A 17419-nucleotide genomic window follows, 5' to 3' on the forward strand; every position below is an offset into this window, starting at 1 on the left:
TGCAAAATTTCTGCCGGGAATGACACTTCCTGTCAGTCAGATAAGCGATTCTTACAGCATTAAGACCGTGGAAAACGTTGATGTTAAATATATCGATTATTTTATTACATCAAATTGCTACGCTCCTTCATTTCGGATAAGGTTAAGCAGTAAGTTGTTATTTATCCACAGTCTCTACCGCCATGCAGCAAATGGCGGCGGTGAATTACCTCTCTTTTTAGGTGGGTAAATAATGATGATATATCCTGAAATTTCCTAAAAATGCGCTACGCTTTTTATCTTTTGGTTATCTGACCAAGGGGGGAGTTTTACACGCAATACAATGATAAGAATATAATTCTGATTATCATCAATCAGTTATATTTAAGTGACCATGTTTTCCACACGTGATCATATAAGCCAAAACAGCATAATTAAAACGAAGTGGCTTAATAAAAGTAATAAATTTGCGTTAAGGAAAGGCTTTTATCATGCACACACAGACCATTTTTGAATTAAGCCAGGAAGCGGAACGTTTGCTCCAGCTTGCTTTGCAGAATCTTGATACGTTGAAATCAATGCCAGTTGCGATGCTGGATAGTACGACTGCCGCTATATCTGGTGAAAATAACAACGTTTTACCTTTGCATTTCAGCGCGCGTGGCGTCGAATCTCAGCAAGCGATGCTGAATAATGAATTACGGAAAATAACCCGTCTTGAAATGGTATTGGCAATTGTTGGAACCATGAAAGCGGGTAAATCGACAACCATTAATGCAATTGTGGGCACGGAGGTCTTACCGAACCGCAACCGCCCAATGACAGCGCTGCCCACGCTTATCCGCCATACCCCTGGTCAGAAAGAGCCTGTGCTGCATTTCTCACATGTTTCGCCTATTGATGCCTTGATCCAGCAGCTTCAGCAAAAGCTGTGTAACTCTGACCGCGGCAAACTGACGCGTCGTCTTGAAATTGATAAAGATATGAATGCGCTACTGGAGCGTATCGAAAAAGGCGAAGCATTTGAAAAACACCATCTTGGTGCGCAACCTATATTTAATTGTTTGAAAAACCTGAACGATCTGGTGAGGTTATCTCAGGCGCTGGGTGTCGATTTTCCGTTTACAGAATATGTGTCCATTGAACATATTCCGGTAATTGAAGTGGAGTTTGTGCATCTTGCCGGAATGGATGCCCATCTTGGGCAATTGACCCTGCTGGACACCCCGGGGCCGAATGAGGCCGGGCAGCCACATCTGCAAAAAATGCTCAGTGAGCAACTGGCGCGCGCATCGGCGGTGCTGGCGGTGATGGATTACACCCAGCTTAAATCGATTTCCGATCAGGAGGTGCGCCAGGCGATTTCAGCCGTTGGGAAATCGGTGCCACTGTACGCCCTGGTTAATAAGTTCGATCAGAAAGACCGCAATAGCGATGATGAAGAACAAGTCAGGGCAATGATTTCCGGCACACTGATGAAAGGGAATATTTCGCCGGGGCAGATTTACCCGGTTTCTTCAATGTGGGCCTACCTTGCAAATCGTGCGCGTTTTGAGATGACAGTAAACGGCCGCCTGCCTAATCATCAGGAGCAGCGTTGGGTGCAGGATTTTGCCGAAGCGGCGCTTGGACGGCGCTGGCGTACGGCTGATTTGGACAATGTTGAACATCTTCGCCATGCGGCGGATCTGTTGTGGGAAGACTCGTTGTTTGAGCAGCCAATCCGTAAACTGATTTATGCCGCTTATGCTAACGCTTCACTCTTTGCCCTGCGCTCGGCCTCACATAAGTTGCTGAACTATGCGCAAAACGCCAGGGAGTACCTCGAGTTTCGCTATCAGGGTTTGACGGTTGCTTTTGAGGCGCTTGAACTTAACATTGCGCGCCTCGAAGAGGATATGGCGTTACTCCAGACCCGCCAGAATGCGGTAAGCGATGAAGTGGAACATGAGGTGGCACAGGCGCTGAGTACCACAGATTACGTTATTGCCCAGCAAAAACTCTGGCTGCAATCGTCGATTGAACATGTCTTCAGTAACGACAATATTCTTGATTTGGCTGGGATTGATTCGCGGGATTTACGCCACAACGCCCTGGAAGAGCTGCAACAGTTAGTGCTGGAAGATGAAGGCCAGGCCCAGATTGTCCTGAGCAAGATCCGCTCTTCCTGTGAACTGATTATGCTGGATGTGCAGAGTAAAATCAGCCGGGAGCTGGCGCTGCGCTTTGATCAGCTGGAGGTCACGCTGGCGCGTTCGCTCAATGAGGCGATGCGCCCTATCGAAACGCGTATTAAAGAACAACTGAGCCACGCCGGGTTCCGCGCGCGGATCAGCTTCCCGGCGTTTCAGGCAAATCAGCTGAATTTCAACACCCGCGCGCTGTTTAACGATGCGATCGCGATGGATAACCGCCCTACGGGGCAGCCTTCATGCGCGGGGAGCGTGCGCGAAACGGTTTCCCGCTGGCTGAACAATCCGGGTTGGGGCTGGGAAGATTACGTCGAGACACGCACACGATATGTTATTGATGTTGGCCAGCTTCATGACAAGTTTAAGCAACATATTGATCAGTTTTGTGAACAAATCCGTAAAGCTTTGGCCGCGCAGGTCGATGTCTCTGTTACGGCGGGTATGGCAACCTTCTTTGCAGAATTTTCGTTATGCCTGACCGGGTTACAGGAAAGCTTGCGTGATAGCCTCGCAGTACGGCAGCAAAATGAGCATTCGACCCGAGCGCTCAGTCAGCTGTTGAAGCACAGTATCACTACTGCGACGTGGATTCAGGAAGATACCCGACTGTTACGCGATGATATTCAAACTCTATTCGCGGCAGAGCAACCATGACAACACAACTACTGGACGGTCCCGGGCGGACGCTGGAGTGTATTCATCCTAAATTTATGGTCGATCTGGTTCAGGGGGTGGACGCTGTGCGTCATTCCCCTTTGGGGCCGCAACAGCTGCAATTTCGTGAGCGTTTGACTCAAGAGATCATGACGCACACCCGGCTGCGGCCCTGGGCAATGGCGGGAATGCTCAACGAAAATGCGGCATTGCGTCTGGGCCTGGCCGAGAAACTGGCGGGGATGCTCGACCCGGGGCACCTGGCGTTGACGCGGATGACGGAAAAACTGACCGCACTGCGCCAGCAGGCTAACCCGCGCGCGCCGCAGTCGCCGGCGCTAATGCAGCAATACGACGAACTTTCATCCCATTTTCAGCAGCGCGCAAACTATAAAGAAAAAGCGTTAACACAACGCGGCCTGACGGTGCAGGCGGGCGAGCACAGCGAACAGATTTTTACCCGCTGGCGGGCCGGGCATTACGACGGCTGGTCACTCGCCGGGCGGTGCTACATCGTGCTGGAGGAGCTGCGCTGGGGGCCGTTTGGCGATGCATGTCGGCTGGCAAATGAAGATGTGGCGGAGATGCTCAAAGATAACCTGCGCAGCATGGCAGCGAATTATCTTGCGCAGGGAATCAATGCATCCCCCGCGACCCGGCATTTTTATCATCAATGGCTGACGACGCCTGCCTCTCCGAGGCTGGTTGATCACAAAGATATGCTGGGCTGGCTTGGCGACTGGTGTCAGGCAGATAAACACCCGGTGAGCTGGTCGGTAACGCAGAACTGGCAAACCGTCGCCTTAGGGATGCCGAGACTCTGTTCAGCGAAACGGCTGGTGGATGCCATGGTAGAAGAGATTTTTGGCTGACGTTCTTGTTACGAACCCTCCCCACACAAGGAGAGGGTATCGTTAGCACGGCGTATTAGTGATGCAACTCTACCGCTTTTTGTTCCACTTTCTGAGCCGCTACACTCCCGAAGCGTTTGGCGTACAGCGCGGTAATGATCGGCACCAGAATGGCCGTCACAATCACGCTGGCTGCAACCAGCGCAGTCGCTGAGGCGGCAACAGGTTCGAAGGCCGGGTTAATCTGGGCAATAATGACCGGGTTTGCCACGGCGGCCCCCGCGGCTGACGAGGCGGCAACACCTGCGGTTCCGTTTCCTCCCCCAATCACACGGTCGGCAATAATCAGCGGGATCCCGGTGATGATGATAACCGCCACACCCAGCACAATACCCAGCAGGCCAGTATCGAGGATAACGTTCAGGTTAATGGTATTCCCGAGCGCAAAACCAAAGAACGGGATCAGCACCGGTGTTGCTTTGCTGAAGAAATCACGCAGATCGTGGTCCAGGTTACCCAGCGCAAACCCGATCAGGAATGGCAGGACTGCGCCAACAAAGTGATGCGGTTCAAACGTTGCCAGACCCGCAGAGCCGAGGATCAGCATGGTCATGAGTGGGCCGGATTCCAGAGACATCAGGACGAAGGCGCCGGATTCTTCTTTTGTGCCGTACTGGTTCATCAGGCTGGCATATAACCCGCCGTTGGTCATATCCATCGCCGAGACAATAGCCAGAACGGATAATCCGGCAAAGAAACCGGTCTGTACGCCATTCTCAGGAATAAACAGGGCACAGACCATTGCGACTACCCAGGCTACAGCGATTTTGGTGATAACCAGCGTCCCGGATTTACGCAATACCGTCCCTGTCGCGCGTAAATTAATAGAGGCACCAATACAAAAGAACCATACCGCCAGAATCGGGACTGTACCGGTGATCATCCCTTTCGTGAAACCGCCAAAATAAGCCCCGGTATTCGGTGCCAGAGTATTCAGGATCGCACCAAGCACTAGCGGGACCAGCATCATACCGCCAGGAATGCGTTCTATCGTGGCTTTAATTTTCATGTTTAACCCTCACATCTCACCCCGCGTGGTTGGCGAAAAAGGCGAAAAAAAATAATTCAATTAATTCAACGAATTGATGGTTTGTGACAGCCGTTAATTCGTTATCCATGCAATAAATTTAAATAAGTGACTTCCGCTTAACGTTCGAAGGAAGCACTCAAGGTGTGGTGTTCGGATTTATGATGCGATAATCGGAATGATGATTCAATGAAAATAAAACAGTGTTTTAGTTATCCAAATCACATATTTTGTGTAAACATTCGCATTGCCGGTTGATAATTAAAAATTCTGTAAATTTGATGTGAAAAAATGTGGATTGTTTTTTGTTAGGGGAAAAATAATAACGCCCGCAAGGATATTTATGGGGAGCCACTCTGAAAGAGTACGGAGGAGGGATAATTGACAAATCCTGAAGGCAGCTGACGAACAGGGCAAATATGTGTGAAGTTGATCACAAATATAAACGCTGGTAGGGTAAAGAAGTCATTAACTGCCCAGACAGGCGTCAACAGGTTCGGTTGTATAGGCGTAAAACGTCAATGTAAGTAAACCTGCTACGCTTGAAGAGGACATGCGCAAGAGGCGCTCACCTGGTCCACAGACCGCAGGAATTTCTGTGGTGCGGACAGGGCCAACTCTACGAGGATAGCAATGCTTAAAAGGAAAAAGGTAAAACCCATCACCCTTCGCGATGTCACCATTATTGATGACGCGAAACTGCGTAAAGCGATCACTGCCGCCTCGCTCGGTAATGCGATGGAATGGTTCGATTTCGGTGTCTACGGCTTTGTCGCCTATGCGTTAGGCAAAGTGTTCTTTCCGGGTGCCGACCCCAGCTTACAGATGATAGCCGCGCTGGGTACGTTCTCCGTGCCCTTCCTGATCCGCCCGCTTGGCGGTTTGTTCTTCGGGATGCTCGGCGATAAATACGGGCGTCAGAAAATACTCGCCATCACCATTGTGATTATGTCGATCAGTACGTTCTGTATCGGCTTGATACCGTCTTACGCCTCCATCGGCATCTGGGCACCTGTGCTGCTGCTGCTCTGTAAGATGGCGCAGGGCTTCTCTGTGGGCGGTGAATACACCGGTGCGTCAATCTTCGTTGCGGAGTACTCCCCGGACAGAAAACGCGGCTTTATGGGAAGCTGGCTGGATTTCGGCTCGATTGCCGGCTTTGTGATGGGTGCGGGGGTTGTTGTTCTGATCTCTACCGTCGTGGGCGAAGATAACTTCCTGGACTGGGGCTGGCGTATTCCTTTCTTCCTGGCGCTGCCTCTGGGGATTATCGGTCTGTACCTGCGTCATGCTCTTGAAGAGACGCCAGCGTTCCAGCAGCACGTCGAAAAGCTGGAACAGGGCGATCGTGAAAGCCTTCAGGAAGGCCCGAAAGTCTCGTTCAAAGAGATTGCGACCAAACACTGGCGCAGCCTGCTGGTCTGTATCGGGATGGTGATTTCCACCAACGTTACTTACTACATGCTGCTGACCTACATGCCGAGTTACCTGTCGCATAACCTGCACTACTCGGAAGATCACGGTGTACTGATTATCATCGCCATCATGGTGGGGATGCTGTTTGTTCAGCCGATTATGGGGCTGATGAGCGACCGTTTTGGCCGTCGACCTTTTATCATTCTGGGCAGTATTGCGCTGTTCCTGCTGGCGATCCCGGCCTTTATCCTGATTAACAGCGATGTGCTGGGGCTGATTTTTGCCGGGCTGCTGATGCTGGCCGTGATCCTCAACTGTTTCATCGGGGTGATGGCCTCTACGTTGCCTGCTATGTTCCCGACGCATATTCGCTACAGTGCACTGGCCGCTGCGTTTAACATTTCGGTGCTGATTGCCGGTCTGACGCCAACGCTTGCCGCTTCGCTGGTGGAAAGCACGCAGAACCTGATGATGCCTGCTTATTATCTGATGGTTATTGCGGTAATCGGCCTGATTACCGGCTTAACAATGAAAGAAACGGCGAATCTGCCGCTGAAAGGGGCTACGCCTGCGGCGTCTGACCTCCAGGAAGCGAAAGAGATCCTGCGCGAGCATCACGATAATATCGAGCAGAAGATTGAAGATATCGATGCCGAGATTGAGGCATTGCAGGCGAAGCGTTCGCGCCTGGTGGATCAGCATCCACGCATCAACGAGTAAGACAAAAAACCCGCCACTGGCGCAATGCCGTTCACTTAAGCGGAGCGGCACGGGAGTTCACCGGATAGCGGGTTTTTGACATCTTTACCGCCCTCGGCCCTGATGGTCGGGGGCGTTTTGTTATGAACACCGCGTCCAGATTTCCCCGCAGATGTTCCAGCCGTTTCGGGATAGTCCCCGGCGAGACCGTGTTCCCCAGCACTATCATTTCCGTGGCGATAAACTGGAACGCGAACTTAAAACTTATTTCTGAGGGCGCTTTTTTGTGTTTCTCCGCAGCCCTGGTCGCCTCGCGCCGTATCAGGTTATACGCCAGCAACATCCCCCAGACCTCCTGCTCCAGCAGCTCTGTCTTACGGCTTCTCAGCACCAGAGCATTATCCAGCAGGCTGCTCTTGAGGTTCCTGAACCCGACCTCGATTTCCCTCCGGGAGTGGTAAAGCTCCGCCACCTCTTTCGCTTTATAGCGGTCTGCCGGAAGTGACGTCAGGACCGTTTTTTCCACGCCGTTCACCTCGTAAGTGACCGCCCGGGCATACCAGAACTCCGGCAATGCAGGATTCTTTTTCCGCGCCTGCGGCGATACTTTCAGTTTCAGCAGCCTGTCGCCCGAACCGTAACTTTCTTCTGTTTCCGCCATCATATTCTTACGGGCCGGCAGCAGCCAGTGCCGGTTATTCCCCTGCTGATTCAGCGTCAGCAGCAGGTCTGCGCTATAAAACAGTTTGTCGAACAGTGTGACGGAGTTGTCCGGGATGGATGCCGTCAGCGACTGTGCCAGCAGGATTTCACTCCGCCGGTAGGGGGCTGTCACCGCATCCAGCAGAACATGACTGCCCAGGTTCATTAAGGCCACCAGACGCATAACCGGGTATGCACTCTGTCGCATGGTGGACGTGTTGGCTGAGCCGTAGTACTCGCGAAGTTCAGGTTCGTCGGGCGTGCGGAACTGGGCCCCGTCAACGGCAAAAAGCTGCAGACCCTGCCAGTCATCTTTACGGTAGCGTTCGGTTCCCCATGTCTGCGCAGTCTGGCGAAAGAGCCATTCAACCGGGGCCGCACCCACCCGCTGGCGGGCCTGGGTGACAGCGCTGCGGGCCAGCAGATTCATGCCCGCTTCGCCATCAGTACTCAGGTTCAGACGGCGGACCACATCGGTAATCGGCTCGTTGCGGAAAAAGGCCATCGCCACCACCATCCAGATAACCATATCACCCGGCAGACGGCGACGGCGAACAGTCGCGTGCTCAGAAAGGGTCAGGCAATGCTGTATCCACTCCGTGGGAAGATGCTCGGCAAACATCTGTGCCGAAGGCGGTGGCATAAGAGGATGGTCGCTGAAATCGAGCAGGTCATTGAGAAGTGGCATAAGAAAACGGCTCCCTGTAGTGGAAGCCGTTATAGTGCCGCAGTTTAAGGATCGGTCAACCGATCCTTAACTGATCGGCATTGCCGCCGAAGCGGGGTTTTTCTTTATGGGGTTAGCATCCTGCTGCGATGTAATCGCCATTGGCGCTGATGGGGATAACCGTCAGGAACAGAACCGTTGCAAACAGGATCAGTACAACCCCGCCGGTAATTTTAACCACCGGAACCAGCCAGCTCAGAGACGAATTCCCGCCAAAGTACGCGACCGTGCGCTCACGCGCATAACGCACCGCCAGTGACAGACCCATGATCGACAGTGCAGTGCCTAGCGCCATGGTCATTACCGCTGCAATTCCCCAGGTCACAATCCCCAGCGCATTAGAGAACATTAAAATCATAATGGCCCCGCTGCACGGGCGCGCGCCAATCGCCAGAATCACACCCAGGCGCGTTTTCCAGTCGCCCTGAGTCAGGTCTGCGCCTACACCGTGGTGGCCGCAGCCGCAATGTTCATCGTGCTGGTGCAGGGGCCTGAAGGCATTGATGGTCATTTTTCGCGGACGCAGGCTTTTCAGCGCCTGGTAAATGACAAAGGCGCCGAATGCGCCAATCAGCACCGCGCTGATTTTCTCCACATACCAGCGGCTGGTACTGAGATCGCCGGACGCCAGGTTAAACCCGACGGCGAGAATAAAGACAAACAGGATTGCGCTAACGCCCTGCATCAGGCTGCCGAGGAAGGGCACTATCCGTGCGGCAAGCTGGCTCTCTTTGTTGGTGCTGAGATAGGTAGTGACGATAAATTTGCCGTGCCCCGGGCCAATCGCGTGCAGCACGCCGTAAAAAAACGCCCCCGTGAGCAGCCATAACCCACCGCTGTACTGGTGGTTATTGAGTTGCAGCAGATACATAACAAGGTAGCGATGCAGCGTGATTTGTGTGGCGAGACACCACTGAATAAAGGCATTCCAGTGGGAATGCAGGGTAAAACCTGCGACCAGGAGAGCCAGCAACATCAACCCTGCGGTCGGGATGCGCCAGTCGTAGCTAAGGCGTTGAGTGGTCATGAGTTGGCCTGCAACGGGAGTGGACTCTGCGGGAAGTATAGCAAGTTAAGTGTGGGCAATCTCTGATGGAAGGTATCTGGGGTAGCGATTGCCAGAATTCCAAAAGCAAAAAACCCGCCATAGGCGGGTTCTTCTAAATAGTGGTGCCCGGACTCGGAATCGAACCAAGGACACGGGGATTTTCAATCCCTGAGTCAAAGTTAATAGTTTGTAAACAGGCGTATTTGCATACTGTAAAGAGTGTGCAAAATGAAAATACTTCCCGTTATCTCTCCCAAAGGTGGAGAAGGCAAATCCACGTTTGCTGCTTACCTTGCCGGTTTTCTTGCCGATGCCGGCCTGAACACCCTTCTTGTGGATGCAGACTATTCCCAGCCCACAGCCAGCAGTATCTTCGCGCTGGAGCATGAATCCCCTTTCGGTCTCTATGAATTGCTGATGCAGATGGTCAGTGACCATACGCAATGCATTTCGCAGACCGCCATAAAAAATCTCGATGTCATCTACTCTAACGACCCGGACGAACTGTTGCCGACCGCGATGCTCCACGCTGCAGACGGCCGTCTGCGCCTGCGTAACATACTTCAGCATCCTTTCTTTAACCGTTATGACGTCATTATTGTGGATTCGAAAGGCGCAACAGGCGTCATGACCGAGCTTTCCCTCCTTTCCTCTACCGGTAATGTGATGGGCGTTGTTAAACCCATCCTTCCGGATGTCCGTGAATTTATCCGCGGCTCCCTTCATATGCTTACCCGCCTGAAAACCTATGAAAATTACGGTATCCGCCTTCCTGATATTTCCATTCTCGTCAACTGTATCGAAAACACTCTGCTTGACCGTGAAGCAATGGACGGTCTTGCCGCCATCATTAACGAAAAACATTACGACGCCTCTGCGCTGGGCAACCGTGACGTTTATCGTTTACTCGATACCCGTATCGAGGCGCTGGATATTTTCAAACTGGGGCACGTCAAGCAGCAGCCCGTGCATCGTCTGGAATACAAAACACGCCGCAAAGGTCCGGCCGCAGCCGTCACCATGCACGACCTCGCGTCTGAACTGTTCCCCGAGTGGCAGAGCCATTTCAGTGACGTTCTGACCCGGGAGGTGCGTCATGTCTGAGATGATGATGCCCTGCTCTTATGAGGCTGAGCAGGCCGTACTGGGCGGACTGATGCTTGATAACGACCGGTGGGATGAGGTGATACTGCAAATCTCCCCGGAAGATTTGTTTTCCCGGCCGCACCGTATGGTCTTTCGCGTGATGGCCGAGCTGGCCGGAGAAGGGCTACCGCTCGATCTCATCACTATTACGGAACGGCTGGAGAACAGAGGCGACCTTGAACAGTGTGGCGGCTTTGCTTATCTGGCTGAAATGAGTAAAAACACGCCGTCTGCAGCCAATATCCTGGCATACGCCGGGGTGGTGGCGGAGAAAAGCCGCCTGCGGCAGCTGATGACTGTGGGTAACAGTCTTCTTTCCGATGTGCAAGCCCCGAAAGCCAGCTCGGCGGGCATTCTTGAGTCGGCCGAAGGTAAGTTGTTTAACATTGCCGAACAGGGAGCCATGCAGCTCAACAGTGAGACCGGTGTTAACGAGGCGCTGGATAAACTGCTGACGCAGCTGGAAAGCATGTCCGCCAGTGACGGCCTCACCGGGACACCGACAGGGTTCAGTGAACTGGACGCGATGACCTGTGGTCTCCAGCCCGGCGATCTGGCCCTGCTGGCCGCCCGTCCTTCCATGGGGAAAACGTCGCTGGCCATGGCCGCCTGCACAGCGGCCGTGAGCGCAAAACCTGACGATCACGTCTTTGTGTTCAGTCTTGAAATGCCCTCAGAGCAGCTGATGATGCGCCTGCTGGCGATGGAAGGCCGGGTGGAACTGTCCCGGCTTCGCAGCGGCAACATGGATGATGAAGACTGGGCTCGCGTGTCCGAGGCAACCGGTCGCATTATTGAGTGGAAAAACCGTCTGATCATTGATGATACCAGTTACCAGACCCCGGCCACACTGCGCGCCCGCGCCCGTCGCTATGTCCGCAAATACGGCAGACCCTCTCTCATCATGCTGGACTATCTGCAGCTTGTCCGCTCCCCCGAGCAGGAAAACCGCACGCAGGAAATAGCGGAAATTTCCCGCTCGCTTAAGGCGCTCGGTAAAGAGCTGGGCTGTCCGGTACTGGCGCTTTCCCAGCTCAACCGCCTGGTGGAGCAGCGGGCCGATAAACGCCCCAATAATGGTGACCTGCGTGACTCCGGTGCGCTGGAGCAGGATGCGGACCTCATCATGTTTATTTACCGGGATGAGGTTTATAACCCCGGCACCCCTGATGCCGGGGTGGCTGAGATCATTGTCGGCAAGCAGCGGCAGGGGCCAACCGGCACGGTAAAAGTCAAATTTGACGGGCGTTACACCCTCTTTTCGGAGTTTCAGGAAGGCAGCTATGACTTCGGTTACCGCAGCGGGAGGAAACAGGCATGAGCCGTAAAAGTTCTAATGTGGGGGCTGCCATGCTGCAGCCCGGACGCCAGTCGCAGGCGGCCGGCAATATCAGCGTCATGCCGGCGGCTGAAATGCCCATGGTCCTGACGCTCGACCAGTTAAGCCCGAATCCTGATAATCCGCGAACATCACGCAATCCGCGTTATGACGATATCAAGGCTTCCATCCGTTCGCGCGGGCTGGACACCGTGCCCAAAGTCACCCGTGACCCGGATGGTGAGCCCGATATGTACATCTTCAGCGACGGGGGTAATACACGTTATCAGATCCTGTCAGAACTGTGGCAGGAAACCGGAGAAGACCGGTTTTTCCGCGTCCATGTGTTGTTCAAGCCGTGGCCGGGACGGCTGCAGTGTGTTATTGGCCATCTGGCAGAGAATGAAGTGCGCGGGGAGCTGAGTTTTATTGAAAAAGCGCAGGGGATCCACAAAGCCCGCTCTATATATGAAGAGCAGATGGGAAAGACGGTTTCGTTGCGTCAGTTGTCAGAGCTACTGACCCGTGAAGGTTTGCCAGTCCATTACTCAACAGTCAGCCGTATGGAAGATGCGCTGAAATATCTTTATCCGTGGATCCCAGACCTGCTTGAGTCCGGGCTTGGCAGGCCACAAATAACGTCACTGCTGGCGCTCCGGCATGATGCGGAACGCGTGTGGGATGAGTTTTGCCTGATTTCAGACACAGGCGATAAATCCTTCAGCGACGTTTTTGGCCAGTGTTGTGGCCGTTTCAACTCCCCGGAACTGTGGTCTCTGGAGATGTTTCGCGATGAATTTATTGGTGATTTACTGCAGGCGTTACCCCATCCGGAACTGGACTATGACCGCTGGATGATGGAACTCGATCCTAAAGAACGCAACCGCAGACATCACTTTGGCGAGCCGGAGACGGTTGCCTTTCCCGCCGCAAACAAGTCTGTTAATGCTGATCACGCCCTGCATACCACAGGCTCAGATGAGAGTGAAGGCGTCCCGCTACCTGTCTCCAGTTCACGTCCTGAGGTCTCAGGAGGGGCTGTAACGCCCGTTCCGGGTAATGCGTCTTCTCCTTCTGAAACACCGATTAATGAGCCCCCTCGGCATGAGGTTCAGCCAGATATGTACGGTGCCGCGCCGGTTATTTCAGGTGAGAGTGGGGATGTTAGCGGGCTGGTTACCCTCTCCGATGGGTACGGAGAAGAGAATGGTGGAGAAGAGGACAATGGGGAGGATGGCCTGCTTTCTCTTTTAACACCAGAACCTGAAGTTGTCCTGCAGGATGACGCGCCGGTGAGTAATGACAGCATCTGGCATGTGCCGGCCCATCAGGACGATATCGAACACCTGCAGAATACCGCTTTTCGTCTGGCATGGGAGCTGGGTGAGGTCCTTGGCTGCGAAGATGAAATTCTTCCTCAACGCGACAAGGACATGTCTGCCGGTTACGTCGGGGCAGGTGAGGTGTGTTCTGAAGCCGCCGCATTTCTGCTGGGCCTGACCGGCGAAGCGCCTGTGCTGCATCCGGCGGCAGGGGTGTGTGGTCTGCCGGAGCTTTTCACCGGCGGCCCGGGTGAGGGGGAAGCACCTGCCCTGACAGATGAAGATGCTCTGAAACTGCTCCGCCTGATGCGCGTTATGCGCCGTCTCCGGGAGCTGCAACGCGGTCTGAAGTACGGGGAGGATAACAGTGATGAATAACTCACAGCGACAGTTGCGACTGCTGAATCTTGTCAGGAAACTGCTGAAGCTGGGCCGCAGCAACAGTAATGCCCATGAGGCAGGACTGGCCCTGCAGCGTGCCCAGAAGCTGATGGCCAGATACGGTATCAGCGAGCTTGATGCCGGCCTTACATCCGTGCGCGAAGCGTCTTCCCGCACGGCCCCTTCGGATGCTGAAAAAGTTCCGGAATGGATGGTGACCCTTGTCCGGGGCGTCTGTCATGCCTTTGGCTGCCAGGCTTATTACTCATGGCGTCAGACCTCTGCCGGGTATCGCCGTTCGGTAACCTTTTACGGATTCAGTGAAAAACCTGAGATAGCAGCCTATGCCTTTGATGTGCTGACGCGCCAGCTGAAAGATGCCACAAATTCTTATCTCAAAACCCAGAGTAAGCGGCTGAAACTGGCCACACGCCGGGCGAGAGCGGAGCAGTTCCGTGACGGCTGGGTATGTGGGGTGCGTGAGGTGATATCGGCAACTGACATCAGCAGCGAGGAGCAGCAGGTGATGAGTCACTGGCTGGAAAGCCGCAGTATGAAAACAGTCACAACCCGTGAACTGAAAGCCTGCCGCGGGGCGGATACAGCACGTTATCAGGGGTATGAAGCCGGACAAAATGCCCGTCTTCATCAGGGTGTCAGCGGCCGGGGTCCGGCAGCCATTGGTTACCGTCAGGATTAAGGGGGAATGATGAACAGTTTATCTCAGGCTGCAAACGGATTATTGATGCAGCTGGTTATGGATCTCAGAAGTGGCTATCTCCGCCGCTGCGAATCGCTGGGACTGAACCGCGAGGAAATGCAGATGCTGCAGGGGCTCTCGCTCGAAGAGCTTCACTACCTTTCCGGCAGTGAGGTGTCGATCATCAGTGTGGGCATCAATCACGGCAATCTGGTGCGCATGCTACAGCAGGCCCGGACGGAACAGAAACGACTCCAGCGTATCGATCGGGCGCTGGCGCTGGGCGGCTCCATTGAACTGATGGCCAATTACTTCGGGCTCTCCAGTACGGACGTGGCGGCCCGCCGTCGCATTGCCGGTATCGATGTCCGGCCGGGGCGCGGTAACGCACTGGGTGATGAGGAAAACGCCGCCCTGTGGCGTCAGTGGCAAAAGTCCGGCGTTGAAGACGCGGAAAGTGCTGACGGGCTGGACGTAATGATGCTGGCTGCAGAACAGATGAACGTCTCGCTGACGTCGGTCTGGCATGCCGTCCGCGGCTGGCACAAGACCCGGCAGCCTTCTCCGGCCCGAACGCCGGTAAGGAAGACGGCATGAAATACAGAATGGTTGCGCCGGGCCTGCGGGCTCCCCATGGTACGCCGCCGCAATGCTGTCAAAAGGCGTTACGTCAGGTTCGCCGTTTCCGGCAGGGGGCGCGTAATTACACCCGGCTCGATGAGAAAGGCTGCGGTTACTACAAAATCGATCTCGGCCCGTTCTGGCGTCTGCTGAGTCGCAACGAAGGCCGGACATGGCTTCTTCTCAGCCACGAACGCTATAACAGCGCCATACGGAAATAGCAGCATGACAGCCTGTTTACCCTGCACCCGTACGCGGGTGCAGTACTAAGCATACTGACAGTTCAGAACGGCCGTGATGGCGGCCGAAAAGGAAAAATAATGAGTCTGCCTGCAGAAAGCCTGATTGCTTATACGCTGGATAAAATGAATGCCCGCCTTGCGGCCAGTCCCCGGCGGGATGATGGCAGGATACGTAACGGCCTGCTGTTTACTGGAAATGTGCATGATTCCATTCCCCGCCGGCTGTTGCTCGACACGCGGTTGTCACCACTGGACAAGATGGGCTGGATGATGATCCGGCTGTATGCACAAAATAATGAGGGGGCGGTTTTCCCCAGCTATGACGAACTGCAGCTGCAGCTTGCCTCACCCGGAAAGGGGAAAGCCTCAAGGGAAACGGTAAGCCGCGTCCTGCTTATGCTGCGAATAACCGGCTGGCTCAGCCTCTGTAAACGCGTGCGGGATGATAAAGGGCGGGTGCGGGGGAATATCTATGCTCAGCACGATGAGCCCCTGACGTTCAGCGATGCGGAAATGCTCGACCCCCGCTTCCTTGATACGGTGGCGGATGCCTGCCTGAGTAAAAACCGGACTATCAGCCAGACCGCCCGCGAAGTGCTCGACGATATAAAAAACGACCCCACCATGCGCCATTATCGCAGCCATCTTGCGCTGATCGAATCGCGTCTGGACCGCCCACAGACGCCCAGCCAGATGGCGAAACATCATCACCGAATACCCTGTCCCGCACCGGGTTCGGAAACCGAACTCAGTCATAAACGGCCAGGAATCGCCGCTAAAAAACAGGGTTCGGATACCGAACTCAGTCCAGAAAGGCATAACAACTCACTAAGTTCGGAATCCGTACTGCCAGTAAAAACAGTCAGTTATGGCCGGGTTCGGAAACCGAACCATTACGTACGTAGTATCACACACAGTGTGAATAAAAATACGTACGTACCGGGTAAACCTGTGCTTCCCGACAGTCTGCATGAACTTGTTCCGGCAGAAGATATTGCCATGCTGACCGCACAGCTGCAGGCGTTGCCTGAGGAGCAGGCACAACTTGTGCTGCTCAGCCTGCAAAAGGTGATGGCACGCCAGCAGCTCAGCAACCCGGTAGGCTGGTTGCTGGCCGTGATGAAGAAAGCGCGTGAGGGCAGGTTATACGCGCCCCGTCAGGGTGGCGATATATCTGACAGTGTCGGGCAAAAAACAGTTCAGCGTCCCGAACAGCAACAATGGAAACCCGAACCACGCGCCTCTGCCCGCCCGGTATCGGAGGAAAATATCAGGGATCTGGTGAAGAAAATTCGGGAAAAAATCATAAATTCATGAGATTGCAGATTTTTACAGGCAGCGGCGCATGAAGTCTTGCACTTTTGTCAGCAAAAATGCTGGCTAAAAAGTGAGCGCTGTTGCCAGTGGCAACACTGACTAAAAAGTAAGCACTGTTGCCAGTGGCAACAGTGCTTAAAAGCCAGGCAATATTTCTTCGCCATAAAAGAGATGAAGGTCCTGCAAATTTGTAATGGTGACGATCTGATTTTAAGTTGTTCATATACCCCTCTCGCCCGGACTATCTCAAGCGTGTCAAAACTCATTACCCACTAAAGAGAGGCGTTAGACATGTCTGATGGTAAAACAAAGGGCGGAACGACCGCTTCACGAGCGGGGGCCCTACAGTCCTCTGTTAATATCCTGCTCCATACACATTATGCAATCCGGCTTTGGGAGGGCAGGAAACGTGATGCTCCGGACGATACAGGGGTGAAAAAAAAGAGGCCTGAAATAATCAGCATGCCGCAAGCCATTGCGCGAGCTGGTAATGCTTCCCGAGACTCAGCGGCAGATAATCCCTATGCCGATATGGCTCTGGTACGGCTCGAAGAAGCCCTGCAACGAGCAACACTTAAAATTAATGAAAACTTCAGTTCACTGGATGCCATATTGTCAGCCGTACCCAAAGGGGTAACGCTCTCGGAAGTTGAATCAGCCGATCCGTTAAATGTCAGCGTTTTCAGCCGTTCACCGTTAGGATACCGGTGCGTATGGCTTCTGGTTGGATATGATCAGTTAGCAATGAAAGCTTTCCAGGCTTTTCATTACGGGCTGATTTCGCGTTCGCAACGTGACACTATCCTGGACAATGGTGGCCATGCTGTTCGTCAGGTCTATGGCGTGATTCAGCCTTACCGAACACTTGCAGTGACTCGCCGTGATATTGCAGAAAAAACCACGCAAGGGCTTGTTGCCATTGAGCGAAATGGCGAACCTGATCCGGATGTGTTAAGCGGTAAAAAACGCTCTTCGTTCTCACCTCCGCTTAAAAACAACATAGCAGAGGAGGAATAA

Annotated in this window: 15 protein-coding genes; 11 read left to right on the top strand and 4 right to left on the bottom strand. The window is 53.7% G+C overall.

Features of this window, described 5'->3' with window-relative positions; translation table 11 throughout:
• Positions 1 to 470: 470 nt before the first annotated feature.
• Entirely contained in the window at positions 471 to 2825 is a 2355-nt protein-coding gene (gene crfC, locus HV107_RS11870; RefSeq protein WP_182063340.1) for a clamp-binding protein CrfC, read from the top strand.
• Positions 2822 to 3697 (top strand): diguanylate cyclase regulator RdcB family protein, encoded by an 876-nt coding sequence (locus HV107_RS11875; protein WP_182063341.1) that lies wholly within the window; start codon positions 2822 to 2824, stop codon positions 3695 to 3697. Before crfC ends, HV107_RS11875 begins: the two co-directional genes overlap by 4 nt.
• A 55-nt stretch (positions 3698 to 3752) precedes the next feature.
• On the opposite strand, the gene kdgT is transcribed toward HV107_RS11875, so the two are convergent.
• The gene (gene kdgT / locus HV107_RS11880; RefSeq protein ID WP_182063342.1) at positions 3753 to 4745 is read right to left on the bottom strand and encodes a 2-keto-3-deoxygluconate transporter; all 993 of its coding nucleotides are present in this window, start codon (positions 4743 to 4745) and stop codon (positions 3753 to 3755) included.
• A gap of 651 nt (positions 4746 to 5396) precedes the next feature.
• Here kdgT and proP point away from each other — a divergent pair.
• Complete coding sequence (gene proP / locus HV107_RS11885; RefSeq protein WP_182063343.1) at positions 5397 to 6899, top strand: glycine betaine/L-proline transporter ProP; 1503 nt, start codon at positions 5397 to 5399, stop codon at positions 6897 to 6899.
• Positions 6900 to 6930: 31 nt separating this feature from the next.
• On the opposite strand, the gene HV107_RS11890 is transcribed toward proP, so the two are convergent.
• Positions 6931 to 8268, bottom strand: a complete 1338-nt coding sequence (locus tag HV107_RS11890; protein ID WP_182063344.1) for an IS4 family transposase — start codon at positions 8266 to 8268, stop codon at positions 6931 to 6933.
• A gap of 112 nt (positions 8269 to 8380) precedes the next feature.
• A complete protein-coding gene (locus HV107_RS11895) occupies positions 8381 to 9334 on the bottom strand; it encodes a nickel/cobalt transporter (RefSeq protein ID WP_182063345.1) in 954 nt (317 codons plus the stop codon).
• A gap of 249 nt (positions 9335 to 9583) precedes the next feature.
• Here HV107_RS11895 and HV107_RS11900 point away from each other — a divergent pair, with 249 nt between their 5' ends.
• The 7 genes from HV107_RS11900 (at position 9584) to HV107_RS11930 (ending at position 16402) form a co-directional block, all read left to right on the top strand.
• The gene (locus HV107_RS11900; RefSeq protein WP_016807981.1) at positions 9584 to 10459 is read left to right on the top strand and encodes a ParA family protein; all 876 of its coding nucleotides are present in this window, start codon (positions 9584 to 9586) and stop codon (positions 10457 to 10459) included.
• Positions 10452 to 11822, top strand: coding sequence for an SPI-7-type island replicative DNA helicase (dnaB-PI, locus tag HV107_RS11905; RefSeq protein ID WP_004115579.1), 1371 nt, complete (start codon positions 10452 to 10454; stop codon positions 11820 to 11822). The genes HV107_RS11900 and dnaB-PI overlap by 8 nt, the downstream gene beginning before the upstream one ends.
• On the top strand, positions 11819 to 13519 hold the full coding sequence (locus tag HV107_RS11910) for a ParB family protein (RefSeq protein WP_016807980.1): 1701 nt from the start codon (positions 11819 to 11821) through the stop codon (positions 13517 to 13519). Before dnaB-PI ends, HV107_RS11910 begins: the two co-directional genes overlap by 4 nt.
• The gene (locus HV107_RS11915; protein WP_016807979.1) at positions 13512 to 14222 is read left to right on the top strand and encodes a DUF2786 domain-containing protein; all 711 of its coding nucleotides are present in this window, start codon (positions 13512 to 13514) and stop codon (positions 14220 to 14222) included. The genes HV107_RS11910 and HV107_RS11915 overlap by 8 nt, the downstream gene beginning before the upstream one ends.
• Positions 14223 to 14228: 6 nt before the next feature.
• The gene (locus HV107_RS11920) at positions 14229 to 14819 is read left to right on the top strand and encodes a DUF2857 domain-containing protein (RefSeq protein ID WP_006777722.1); all 591 of its coding nucleotides are present in this window, start codon (positions 14229 to 14231) and stop codon (positions 14817 to 14819) included.
• Complete coding sequence (locus HV107_RS11925; RefSeq protein WP_004115572.1) at positions 14816 to 15064, top strand: hypothetical protein; 249 nt, start codon at positions 14816 to 14818, stop codon at positions 15062 to 15064. The genes HV107_RS11920 and HV107_RS11925 overlap by 4 nt, the downstream gene beginning before the upstream one ends.
• A gap of 99 nt (positions 15065 to 15163) precedes the next feature.
• Positions 15164 to 16402, top strand: a complete 1239-nt coding sequence (locus HV107_RS11930) for an STY4528 family pathogenicity island replication protein (RefSeq protein WP_016807978.1) — start codon at positions 15164 to 15166, stop codon at positions 16400 to 16402.
• On the opposite strand, the gene HV107_RS11935 is transcribed toward HV107_RS11930, so the two are convergent.
• Positions 16389 to 16625 carry a hypothetical protein gene (locus HV107_RS11935; protein ID WP_134892789.1) on the bottom strand — a complete coding sequence of 79 codons (237 nt, stop codon included), beginning with the start codon at positions 16623 to 16625 and terminating at the stop codon, positions 16389 to 16391. The two genes, HV107_RS11930 and HV107_RS11935, sit on opposite strands and share 14 nt — an antisense overlap.
• A 68-nt stretch (positions 16626 to 16693) precedes the next feature.
• Here HV107_RS11935 and HV107_RS11940 point away from each other — a divergent pair, with 68 nt between their 5' ends.
• Complete coding sequence (locus HV107_RS11940) at positions 16694 to 17419, top strand: PFL_4669 family integrating conjugative element protein (RefSeq protein ID WP_016807977.1); 726 nt, start codon at positions 16694 to 16696, stop codon at positions 17417 to 17419.

It is taken from the genome of Enterobacter sp. RHBSTW-00175 (assembly GCF_013927005.1).
Classification (GTDB): domain Bacteria; phylum Pseudomonadota; class Gammaproteobacteria; order Enterobacterales; family Enterobacteriaceae; genus Enterobacter.

Coding starts and splice junctions, on each gene's coding strand:
- proP (WP_182063343.1), top strand. CDS start 5,397: ATGCTTAAAAGGAAAAAGGTAAAACCCATCACCCTTCGCGATGTCACC.
- kdgT (WP_182063342.1), bottom strand. CDS start 4,745: ATGAAAATTAAAGCCACGATAGAACGCATTCCTGGCGGTATGATGCTG.
- HV107_RS11875 (WP_182063341.1), top strand. CDS start 2,822: ATGACAACACAACTACTGGACGGTCCCGGGCGGACGCTGGAGTGTATT.
- HV107_RS11900 (WP_016807981.1), top strand. CDS start 9,584: ATGAAAATACTTCCCGTTATCTCTCCCAAAGGTGGAGAAGGCAAATCC.
- HV107_RS11930 (WP_016807978.1), top strand. CDS start 15,164: ATGAGTCTGCCTGCAGAAAGCCTGATTGCTTATACGCTGGATAAAATG.
- HV107_RS11925 (WP_004115572.1), top strand. CDS start 14,816: ATGAAATACAGAATGGTTGCGCCGGGCCTGCGGGCTCCCCATGGTACG.
- crfC (WP_182063340.1), top strand. CDS start 471: ATGCACACACAGACCATTTTTGAATTAAGCCAGGAAGCGGAACGTTTG.
- HV107_RS11890 (WP_182063344.1), bottom strand. CDS start 8,268: ATGCCACTTCTCAATGACCTGCTCGATTTCAGCGACCATCCTCTTATG.
- HV107_RS11910 (WP_016807980.1), top strand. CDS start 11,819: ATGAGCCGTAAAAGTTCTAATGTGGGGGCTGCCATGCTGCAGCCCGGA.
- HV107_RS11920 (WP_006777722.1), top strand. CDS start 14,229: ATGATGAACAGTTTATCTCAGGCTGCAAACGGATTATTGATGCAGCTG.
- HV107_RS11940 (WP_016807977.1), top strand. CDS start 16,694: ATGTCTGATGGTAAAACAAAGGGCGGAACGACCGCTTCACGAGCGGGG.
- HV107_RS11895 (WP_182063345.1), bottom strand. CDS start 9,334: ATGACCACTCAACGCCTTAGCTACGACTGGCGCATCCCGACCGCAGGG.
- HV107_RS11935 (WP_134892789.1), bottom strand. CDS start 16,625: ATGAACAACTTAAAATCAGATCGTCACCATTACAAATTTGCAGGACCT.
- HV107_RS11915 (WP_016807979.1), top strand. CDS start 13,512: ATGAATAACTCACAGCGACAGTTGCGACTGCTGAATCTTGTCAGGAAA.
- dnaB-PI (WP_004115579.1), top strand. CDS start 10,452: ATGTCTGAGATGATGATGCCCTGCTCTTATGAGGCTGAGCAGGCCGTA.